The sequence below is a fragment of the Pseudomonas sp. FW305-3-2-15-C-LB1 genome, assembly GCF_058787615.1.
Genome location: NZ_JBYSZX010000008.1, coordinates 221,093 through 230,266, shown reverse-complemented (window position 1 = coordinate 230,266; position 9,174 = coordinate 221,093). Strand labels below are relative to the sequence as shown.

The 9,174-nt window shown below is 60.2% G+C and carries 8 protein-coding genes and 2 tRNA genes; 4 read left to right on the top strand and 6 right to left on the bottom strand.

What is annotated here, in order from left to right; genetic code table 11:
* Together AC3WP7_RS17910 and AC3WP7_RS17905 are read right to left on the bottom strand one after the other, a co-directional pair.
* Positions 1–72: transfer RNA gene (locus AC3WP7_RS17910), tRNA-Met, on the bottom strand.
* A 205-nt stretch (positions 73–277) separates the two neighbouring features.
* Positions 278–354 (bottom strand) — tRNA-Met (locus AC3WP7_RS17905).
* Positions 355–633: 279 nt separating this feature from the next.
* Between AC3WP7_RS17905 and dinB the strand changes: the two genes are divergently transcribed.
* Positions 634–1,692, top strand: a complete 1,059-nt coding sequence (dinB, locus tag AC3WP7_RS17900) for a DNA polymerase IV (protein ID WP_064054577.1) — start codon at positions 634–636, stop codon at positions 1,690–1,692.
* Positions 1,693–1,822: 130 nt separating this feature from the next.
* Here the strand turns inward: dinB and AC3WP7_RS17895 are convergent, their stop codons facing one another.
* The 4 genes from AC3WP7_RS17895 to AC3WP7_RS17880 form a co-directional block, all read right to left on the bottom strand.
* Positions 1,823–2,776: a hypothetical protein gene (locus tag AC3WP7_RS17895; protein ID WP_102591887.1), complete on the bottom strand. Its 954-nt coding sequence runs from the start codon at positions 2,774–2,776 to the stop codon at positions 1,823–1,825.
* A 20-nt stretch (positions 2,777–2,796) separates the two neighbouring features.
* A complete protein-coding gene (locus AC3WP7_RS17890) occupies positions 2,797–4,512 on the bottom strand; it encodes a proline--tRNA ligase (RefSeq protein WP_092246764.1) in 1,716 nt (571 codons plus the stop codon).
* A 181-nt stretch (positions 4,513–4,693) separates the two neighbouring features.
* Positions 4,694–6,226, bottom strand: a complete 1,533-nt coding sequence (locus AC3WP7_RS17885; RefSeq protein ID WP_093513894.1) for an AmpG family muropeptide MFS transporter — start codon at positions 6,224–6,226, stop codon at positions 4,694–4,696.
* Positions 6,227–6,269: 43 nt separating this feature from the next.
* Positions 6,270–6,623 (bottom strand): MGMT family protein, encoded by a 354-nt coding sequence (locus tag AC3WP7_RS17880; RefSeq protein ID WP_058423311.1) that lies wholly within the window; start codon positions 6,621–6,623, stop codon positions 6,270–6,272.
* Between the two features lie 154 nt (positions 6,624–6,777).
* Between AC3WP7_RS17880 and AC3WP7_RS17875 the strand changes: the two genes are divergently transcribed.
* The 3 genes from AC3WP7_RS17875 (at position 6,778) to AC3WP7_RS17865 (ending at position 9,165) form a co-directional block, all read left to right on the top strand.
* Positions 6,778–7,785, top strand: a complete 1,008-nt coding sequence (locus tag AC3WP7_RS17875; protein WP_071489298.1) for a DUF481 domain-containing protein — start codon at positions 6,778–6,780, stop codon at positions 7,783–7,785.
* Between the two features lie 105 nt (positions 7,786–7,890).
* Positions 7,891–8,622, top strand: a complete 732-nt coding sequence (locus AC3WP7_RS17870; RefSeq protein ID WP_102591886.1) for a HugZ family pyridoxamine 5'-phosphate oxidase — start codon at positions 7,891–7,893, stop codon at positions 8,620–8,622.
* A 66-nt stretch (positions 8,623–8,688) separates the two neighbouring features.
* Complete coding sequence (locus AC3WP7_RS17865) at positions 8,689–9,165, top strand: FxsA family protein (RefSeq protein ID WP_016975517.1); 477 nt, start codon at positions 8,689–8,691, stop codon at positions 9,163–9,165.
* Positions 9,166–9,174 lie beyond the last annotated feature (9 nt).

The window sequence follows — 9,174 nt, the reverse complement described above, 5'->3', positions numbered from 1 at the left end:
GCGGGAGCCGGATTTGAACCGACGACCTTCGGGTTATGAGCCCGACGAGCTACCAGACTGCTCCATCCCGCGTCTGTGGGCGGCATTCTACAGTCCAACGCCGAGGTGTCAACCGTTATCGGGCCGATGGGTCAAATAAGTGTGAATTGGCCTCTGAATGCTGGCCATGCACCGTAAGTGCGCGATGGCAAAGATTTTTTTGTCTTACAATTTTCGTACATAACAAAACAGGCACGCACAAAAAAGGCCACTCTTTCGAGTAGCCTTTCTTGATGTTTGGTTGCGGGAGCCGGATTTGAACCGACGACCTTCGGGTTATGAGCCCGACGAGCTACCAGACTGCTCCATCCCGCGTCTGTGTGTCGGCATTCTACAGAGGAACGCCGGTGTGTCAACCTGTGAATTAAAGAAAAGCGCTTGTGGTTCAATCGCTTAGCTCTCTATAAAAGCCCCTTGATACACCTCGGGCCCAGTCTGGCCGAGGCTTTCAGCTCTATCGGAAGGGTAAATCCGATTGAGAAAATAAATTCATCCTGGAATTTTCCTACCGCTTAGGCGGAAGATTCAAACTACTGGTGCTATATACAGGTGTGAGTGCGATACTGGCCACCCGTAGGTAAACACCCCGTTTATATGACGCAGCGCAAAATCATCCACGTCGACTGTGATTGCTTCTACGCCGCCATCGAGATGCGCGATGACCCGAGCCTGGCGCAAAAACCGCTGGCGGTGGGCGGCTCGGCGGACCGGCGCGGGGTGATCGCCACCTGCAACTACGAGGCACGCGCCTATGGCGTGCGCTCGGCCATGTCCTCGCGGCATGCCTTGAAGCTGTGCCCGGACCTGACCATCGTCAAGCCGCGCATGGATGCCTATAAGGAAGCCTCGAAGGAAATCCAGACGATCTTTCGCGACTACACCGACCTGATCGAACCGCTGTCGCTGGATGAGGCTTACCTGGACGTGTCCGACAGCCCGCACTTTGGCGGAAGTGCCACGCGCATCGCCCAGGACATTCGTCGCCGTGTCTCCAACCAACTGCACATCACCGTGTCCGCAGGCGTGGCGCCGAACAAGTTCCTGGCCAAGATCGCCAGCGACTGGAAGAAGCCCAACGGCCTGTTTGTGATTACCCCGGACCAGGTCGAAGACTTTGTCTCGCAGTTGCGAGTCAGCAAGTTGCACGGTGTGGGCAAGGTCACGGCCGATAAACTGGCACGCCTGGGCATTGAAGACTGCCTGCAACTGCGCGAGTGGAACAAACTGGCGCTGGTGCGCGAATTCGGCAGTTTTGGCGAGCGGCTGTGGAGCCTGGCGCGTGGGATCGATGATCGTGTGGTGCAGAACGACAGTCGTCGGCAATCGATCAGTGTGGAAAATACCTACGATGTCGACCTGCCGGATCTCTCAAGCTGCCTGGCCAAACTCCCCGAACTGATGGAAACCCTGGCCGGGCGCATGGCGCGCATCGACAGCAGTTACCGGGCTGGCAAGCCGTTCGTGAAGGTGAAGTTTCATGACTTTACCCAGACCACATTGGAGCAGGCGGGGGCAGGGCGGGACCTGGAGAGTTATCAACAGTTGCTGACGCAGGCGTTCAACCGGGGAGGGAAACCGGTGCGGTTGCTGGGGATTGGGGTGCGCTTGCTGGATCTGAGTAACGGCAACGAGCAGCTCGAATTCTCCTGGTAAAAATGGGGAGCAAATTGTGGGAGGGGGGCTTGCCCCCGATAGCAGTGGATCAGCCAGCCTATCTATAGCTGACCCGCTGCAATCGGGGGCAAGCCCCCTCCCACATTTGACCGCCAACAATTTGAGGGGCTCAGCGTGCTCCAGGATCTGCGACTAGCCGCCCCGCATCCTTGGTCAGCGCCTGCAGAAACTCTTGCTGCAACTCGGGATCATTGCGGGTCAGTTCGATCAGGCTCTGTTCCAGTTCGCTGGCTTCTTCTTCCAGGCCCAGTTCCGACAAGCGCTTGACCCGGTGCACCCACTGGCTGACTTCGTCGTCTTCCAGGTCGTCGTAGATCAGGCCGTGGGCTTCCAGCAACTTGCCGCGCAGGGTGTTGCTGATCGCCAGGGTCGAGTCCGAATGTACATCGTCCTGGCCGTCTTCCACACTGATCTTCAAGGTCGTGACGCGGTTCAGGTCCTGCTCGGCAAATGGGCTGTCCAACAGGTTCAGGCGCAGGACGCCGTTGCGGTCGGTGGTCAGCTCATGGGTCTGCTTGCCGGCGGTGACCTGCACCGGGCGTTCGCTCCAGGGCAGGCTCGAATACTCCACGCGCTTGTCGCGCTGGACTTCATCGATACCCGCCAGGTTCTGTTGCGCACGGCCGTGGGATTGCACGTTCATGAACGGGTTGAGGCCGTCCACGCCATAGATCAGCCAGTCATGGGTCATGCTGGTCGGCAGGTGGCCGAGGGCGAAGATATTCGCCACGTTGGCGCCCGCGCCCGCCACCAGGGCGACTGCACCCAAGGGTATCTCGTAGAGCTTGCGCCAGGGCTGGTAAGGGGTATAGCGGTCGTAACGACGGGTGACTTCGTACTCGGTGACCTCGAAGGTCTTCTGCTCGTGAATGCGAACCCGGCGTTGCGGCAGCTCCAGCACTTTGGGCTCGCCGACATCGATCTGCAGGCTGTGGTCGAGTAACTTACGCTCGACCCGCTCCTCGTGCTCACTGCGTTGCGACATCTGGTTGGCGCAGCCGCTGACCAGCAGGGCGCCGCACAAGGCGGCGCCCCCCAGGGCTCTGGTGTTTCGCTTGAACATGACTTCTCTTGATCTGGTTTTCAGCGACGAATACGCGCCTGGAGGAAAGACAGCACGTCAGCCACCGGCAACGGTTGGGCTTCGGCTTCGGTCCGGCTCTTGTATTCCAGATTGCCATCGGCCAGGCCGCGGTCACTGACCACGATCCGGTGCGGGATGCCAATCAGTTCCATGTCGGCGAACTTGATGCCCGGGCTGGTTTTCTTGTCCCGGTCATCCAGCAGCACTTCAAAACCAGCAGCCGTCAATTCGGCATACAGCTTGTCGGTGGCTTCGCGCACTTGCTCGGTTTCATAACGCAGCGGCACCAGGGCGACCTGGAACGGCGCCAGGGCGTCACTCCAGATAATGCCTTTGTCATCGTTGTTCTGCTCGATGGCAGCGGCAACCACGCGGGATACGCCAATGCCGTAGCAGCCCATCTCCAGGGTGATCGGCTTGCCGTTCTCGCCCAGCACTTCGCACTTCATTGCCTTGCTGTACTTGTTGCCCAGCTGGAAGATGTGCCCGACTTCGATGCCGCGCTTGATTTCCAGGGTGCCCTTGCCGTCCGGGCTAGGGTCGCCGGCCACGACGTTACGCAGGTCGGCCACGGTCGGCACCGGCAGGTCACGCTCCCAGTTCACGCCGAAGTAGTGCTTGTCGTCGATGTTTGCGCCGATCCCGAAGTCGCTCATCAGCTCGACCGAACGGTCGATGATGATCGGCAGCGGCAGGTTCAGCGGGCCGAGCGAACCGGCACCGGCGCCAATGGCGTCGCGAAGTTCAGCGTCGGTGGCCATGACCAGCGGGCTGGCCACGCCAGGTTGGTTGGCGGCCTTGATTTCGTTGAGCTCGTGGTCGCCACGGATCACCAGGGCGATCAGCTTGCCTTCTTCCTCGGCGCGCACGATCAGGGTCTTGATGGTCTTTTCAATCGGCAGATTGAATTTCTCCACCAGGGCCGCGATGGTCTTGGTATCCGGCGTGTCCACCAGGCGCAGTTCTTCGGTCGGCGCCGGGCGGGACGTTTCCCGTGGCACGGCTTCGGCTTTCTCGATGTTCGCCGCGTAGTCGGAACCGTTGCTGAACACGATGTCGTCTTCGCCGGATTCGGCCAGCACGTGGAATTCGTGGGAGCCGGCGCCGCCGATGGAGCCATTGTCGGCTTCAACCGGGCGGAACTTCAGGCCCAGGCGCGTGAACACGTTGCAGTAGGCCTGGTGCATGCGGTCGTAGGTGACCTGCAAGGACGCCTGGTCAGCGTGGAACGAATAGGCGTCCTTCATGATGAATTCGCGACCGCGCATCAAGCCGAAGCGTGGGCGGATTTCGTCACGGAACTTGGTCTGGATCTGATACAGGTTCAGCGGCAGCTGCTTGTAGCTGCTCAGCTCGTTGCGCATCAGGTCGGTGATCACTTCTTCGTGGGTCGGGCCGGCGCAGAAATCGCGGCCATGGCGATCCTTGAAGCGCAGCAACTCCGGGCCGTACTCTTCCCAGCGCCCGGATTCCTGCCACAGTTCAGCCGGTTGGGTGCTCGGCATCAACACTTCCAGAGAGCCGGCGGCGTTCATTTCTTCACGAACGATGGCTTCGACCTTGCGCATCACCTTCAAGCCCATGGGCAGCCAGGTGTACAGGCCGGAGGCCAGTTTGCGGATCATGCCGGCGCGCAGCATCAGCTGATGGCTGATCACGACCGCGTCTGAAGGCGTTTCTTTCTGTGTGGCGAGCAAATATTGACTGGTACGCATGGTAGGCCGTTGTCGGTTGCTTGGACTTGAAATGACTTGGGATTGTACGGGCGCCGGCTGCTGGAGTACAGGCATCAGAACGCAGAGGGGTATGTGGGAGGGGGCTTGCCCCCGATAGCGGTGGATCAGTAACACATAAGCGCCTGACGACCTGCTATCGGGGCAAGCCCCTCCCACATTGTCAGTCTTCTTGCGGCGGACTCAACCGCGCCCGCCGATTTTCCTGGAACCAGTGCAACGCGATCAGGAACAGCGTCGGCACGCCCAGCAGGCAGGTGATCATGAAGAAATTGTGATACCCGAACTTCTCCACCATTACCCCCGAATACCCGCCGATCAGGCGTGGCAGCAACAGCATGATCGAGCTGAGCAGGGCATATTGGGTGGCGGAGAACTTGAGGTTGGTCAGGCTCGACAGGTACGCCACAAACGCCGAGGTCGCCAGCCCTGAGCTGAAGTTATCCAGGGAAATGGTGAAGATCAGCATCTGCAGGTCCGGGCCCATGTCGGCGAGCATCACGAACAGCAGGTTGGTGCCGGCCGACGCCACACCGCCGATGAACAGGATCGGCAGGATACCGAAGCGCACAATCAGCAGGCCGCCCATGCCTGCACCCAGCAGGGTCATGATCAGGCCGAAGATCTTGCTGACCCCGGCGATCTGGTCCTTGGTGAAGCCCTGGTCGATGTAGAACACGTTGGCCATCACGCCCATCACGGTGTCGGACATGCGATAGGTGGCGATCAGTCCCAACAACAGCAACGCCTGCCAGCGGTAACGCAGGATGAAGTCATTGACCGGTGTCAGCACCGGCGCCAGACCCCGGCGACCCATGGCCGACAGGCACAGCGACGTGAGGGTTATATAGAGGATGGCGCGCAGGAAGGCGCGGTCTTCCATCAGCAGATCCCACAGGCTCACGCCGTGGAATATCACGCTGCCGAAGTCCGTGTTGAACAACTGGGTAAACATTGCCGGTACCGATACCAGCAGCACGATCAGCACGAACACCGATGCCAGTTGGTGTACGAAGCTGTAGCGCCCGGCCTGCAACTGGGTGCGCAGTGGCACATCAGGTTCGCGCATGAACAGCGTGGTCAGCAGCGCCGGAATCATCAGCACGCCGAACAGTACGTAGGTGCCGGTCCAGGCCGAGTGCTTGTAGTTGAAACCGGTGGAGCCGAACCCTTCGGCAAAGAACAGTGCGCCTGCGGTGGCCAGCAGCGCGGCGATGCGATAACCGGACATGTAGCTGGCGGCCAGCGCAGCCTGGCGGCTGTCGTCGGCGATTTCCAGACGGTAGGCGTCGACCGCGATGTCCTGGGTGGCGGAGGCGAAAGCCACGATGACGGCGATAGCGATCAGCCAGGACAAGTGTTTCTGCGGGTCGCAGAAGCCCATGCCGATCAATCCGAGGATCACCAGCGACTGGGCCAGCACCAGCCATGAACGGCGGCGTCCGAGTTTACCGAGCAGCGGCAGGCGCCATTGGTCGAGCAGTGGCGACCAGACCCATTTAAAGGCATACGCCAAACCGATCAGGCTCGCATAGCCGATGGTCTCGCGTGCCACACCGGCCTCGCGCAACCACACTGAAAGCGTCGAGAACACCAACATGTAAGGCAGGCCGGCGGCAAAGCCGAGCAACAACAGGACTAACGTCGAAGGGCTGGCATAGGCAGCGAGCGCGGCGCGCCAGGTTTTACGGGGCATGGGCTGGAGTCTGCCTCAGATTTGCGGAAACAAAGCGCGCACTCTAACCGCTGTGCTCTACCGGGCGCCAGCCATGGCGCTGAATATCCACGCGATTGTTGCGGACCGTGACGCCTTCATCGCGCAAACGCGCCCGTTGTTCGTCACCCGAGGCACTGCCCACCGGCAGGCTTATCCGACCACCGGCACCCAGTACGCGGTGCCAGGGCAGCCTGGTGTCTTCTGGCAGTTGGCTCAACGTACGGCCCACCCAGCGTGCGGCACGGCCAAGGCCCGCCAGGTGAGCCAGCTCGCCGTAACTCACCACGCAGCCTTCGGGCACTTGCGCCAGGGTCAGGTACAGCGCGGTACGACGCATCTCGGCGGGGCTTTGCGGCGACTCGGCAGGTTGATTCATTGAGCGGCTATCCGTTTAAATCGTCGGCATATTTGTAAGAAACGTCGGTAAACATCGCGATGAGCATTGAACTCGACCTCGATACTTGAGTCAGTCCTAGCTATCTAACACGATAATGCCTCCTTTTCGCCAACCTTGAGCCCCATACCCGCTTATGTTGTCCAGAACCCTGCTGTGCCTTGCTGTTTTCAGTGCTTCCACGCCCTTGCTGGCCGACACCGTCTGGTTGAAGAACGGTGACCGCCTGACTGGCAAGATCAAAGTCTTCGATGGTGGCAAATTGCTGATCCAGACTGACTACGCCGGTGCCATCCCCGTGGACTGGAAGCAGGTGAAAACCCTGGAGAGCGACCAGGAGTTGCTGGTCAAGCAGGACGCCTACACCGGCGAGAAGGCCAAATCCCTGAAAGCAGCGGAGGATGGCAAGGTGGTGCTGGCCAACGGTGAAGCGCCCAAGACGGTGGACTTGGCAAGCATCCAGCAGATCATCAAGCCCAAGCCTGTGATCGAAGACCTGGTGTGGAAGGGCAATGTGGACATGGCGCTGGACTATAAACGCGCCGACAAAGACACCAACGACTACGACATCGATTTCAAGACCACCGCACGCCATGGTCAATGGCGCCATACCGGACAGGGCGAGTACAACCGCGAATTCCAGGACGATGTCACCACCACCGACAACTGGGCCCTGGAATACGATCTTGACCGCTTCCTGACCGAACACTGGTTCTGGCAGGGGCGCTTGACCTACAAGCGTGACAAGGTTGAAGACCTCTCGCGCCAGCGCACCGTCGGTACCGGCCCTGGCTACCAGTTCTGGGACGATGAGCTGGGTGCGTTCTCCCTGGGTTCGCTGGTCAACCGCACCGACTATGAATACGCCGACGGCGGCAAGGACAACTTCTATTCCCTGGCCATGAAGTGGAACTACAACCGCTACCTGGTGGGCAAGACCGTTGAATTCTTTACCAATGGTGAAGTGGGCAAGCCTATCGACGGTCCTGCTGAGTACTCGCTGGATGCGGAAATGGGCCTGCGCTACAAAGTCACCGAGTGGGCCTCTCTCAACCTCAAGGCCGAGCGCGACGTGATCAGCGGCGACTCCGACAGCAGCCTGAGCAAGACCCGCTACACCGCGGGCTTCGGCGTGGCCTGGTAACACGGCCGAACAAAACCTGCTTGGCACCTTTGCCGATAATGATTACCTTGCGTTGAGATCCATTCCCATATGCCATGGGCGGTTGAATACCCGAGGAGTCATACGTTGAGCGCACAGGTTGCCAAGAACGCCCGAGAGCTGTTGCTCAAGGAATACCGTGGGGCTCTCTCCACTTTGTCCAAAACCATGCCCGGCTTCCCGTTCGGCTCGGTCGTACCGTACTGCCTCGACGAGCAGGGTCGCCCGTTGATCCTGATAAGCCGTATCGCCCAGCACACCCACAACCTGCAGAAAGACCCCAAATGCTCTTTGCTGGTGGGGGAACGCGAGGCCGATGATGTGCAGGCCGTCGGTCGCCTGACCTACCTGGCCGAAGCGGAAAAACTGGAAGAGGGCGACGCCATCGAGTCGGCTGCCGAGCGTTACTACCGTTACTTCCCGGATTCGGCCAACTACCACAAGGCCCACGACTTCGACTTCTGGGTACTCAAGCCCGTACGCCACCGGTACATCGGTGGCTTTGGCGCAATTCACTGGGTCGACCAGTTGACCCTGGCCAACCCATTCGCCGGCAAGGCCGAGCGCAGCATGATCGAGCACATGAACAGCGATCACGCCAAGGCCATTGCCCATTACGTCGATCTCAGCGGTTTGCCCACCTCCGAGCCCGCCCAATTGGCCGGCATCGACAGCGAAGGCATGCACTTGCGTATCGGCCAATCCTTATATTGGTTGCCGTTTGCGGAGCCTTGCAACACGCCGACACAAGTACGCGAAGCCCTGGTTTCATTGGCCCACGCCGAGGCCTGGCCGAAAAAAGCCAGCGCCGACGCTTGAATTCACGAAACGGCGACGTCATCTAAGGTGGACTGGCAAGGCATTCTTGCGTTGAGGAACCATTTGATGCGCCCTTTTTTATTGCTCTTTCTGCTGTTCCCGGTGTTGGAGCTGTTCGTATTCGTTCAAGTCAGCAGCGCGATCGGGTTTTTCCCGGCCCTGTTGCTGATCATTCTCGGCTCGATGCTCGGCGTCCTGGTGCTGCGCGTCGCCGGCCTGGCCACGGCGCTGCGTGCCCGTGAAAGCCTGAACCGTGGCGAGCTGCCCGCCCAGACCATGCTTGAAGGCCTGATGATGGCCCTGGCGGGTGGCCTGTTGATCCTGCCGGGCTTCATCAGCGATGTGGTCGGCCTGGTGATGCTGCTGCCGTTCACCCGCAAGCTGCTGGCCGGCAAGATGCGCCAGCGTGCCGAAGAGGCGGCGATTCGCCAGCGAGCTTTCGCCGACGACCTGCAACCCCGTGGCGGCCCCGCTCCGCGCCAGCCGCTGGGGCGTGAAGGGGATGTGATCGAAGGCGAGTTCGAACACCGCGACAGCAAATAACCGCTTCAT

What these genes read in the sequence shown, in the direction of transcription:
- AC3WP7_RS17885 (WP_093513894.1), bottom strand. Translation starts at nt 6,226, where the DNA reads ATGCCCCGTAAAACCTGGCGCGCCGCGCTCGCTGCCTATGCCAGCCCT.
- AC3WP7_RS17890 (WP_092246764.1), bottom strand. Translation starts at nt 4,512, where the DNA reads ATGCGTACCAGTCAATATTTGCTCGCCACACAGAAAGAAACGCCTTCA.
- AC3WP7_RS17895 (WP_102591887.1), bottom strand. Translation starts at nt 2,776, where the DNA reads ATGTTCAAGCGAAACACCAGAGCCCTGGGGGGCGCCGCCTTGTGCGGC.
- AC3WP7_RS17875 (WP_071489298.1), top strand. Translation starts at nt 6,778, where the DNA reads ATGTTGTCCAGAACCCTGCTGTGCCTTGCTGTTTTCAGTGCTTCCACG.
- dinB (WP_064054577.1), top strand. Translation starts at nt 634, where the DNA reads ATGACGCAGCGCAAAATCATCCACGTCGACTGTGATTGCTTCTACGCC.
- AC3WP7_RS17880 (WP_058423311.1), bottom strand. Translation starts at nt 6,623, where the DNA reads ATGAATCAACCTGCCGAGTCGCCGCAAAGCCCCGCCGAGATGCGTCGT.
- AC3WP7_RS17865 (WP_016975517.1), top strand. Translation starts at nt 8,689, where the DNA reads ATGCGCCCTTTTTTATTGCTCTTTCTGCTGTTCCCGGTGTTGGAGCTG.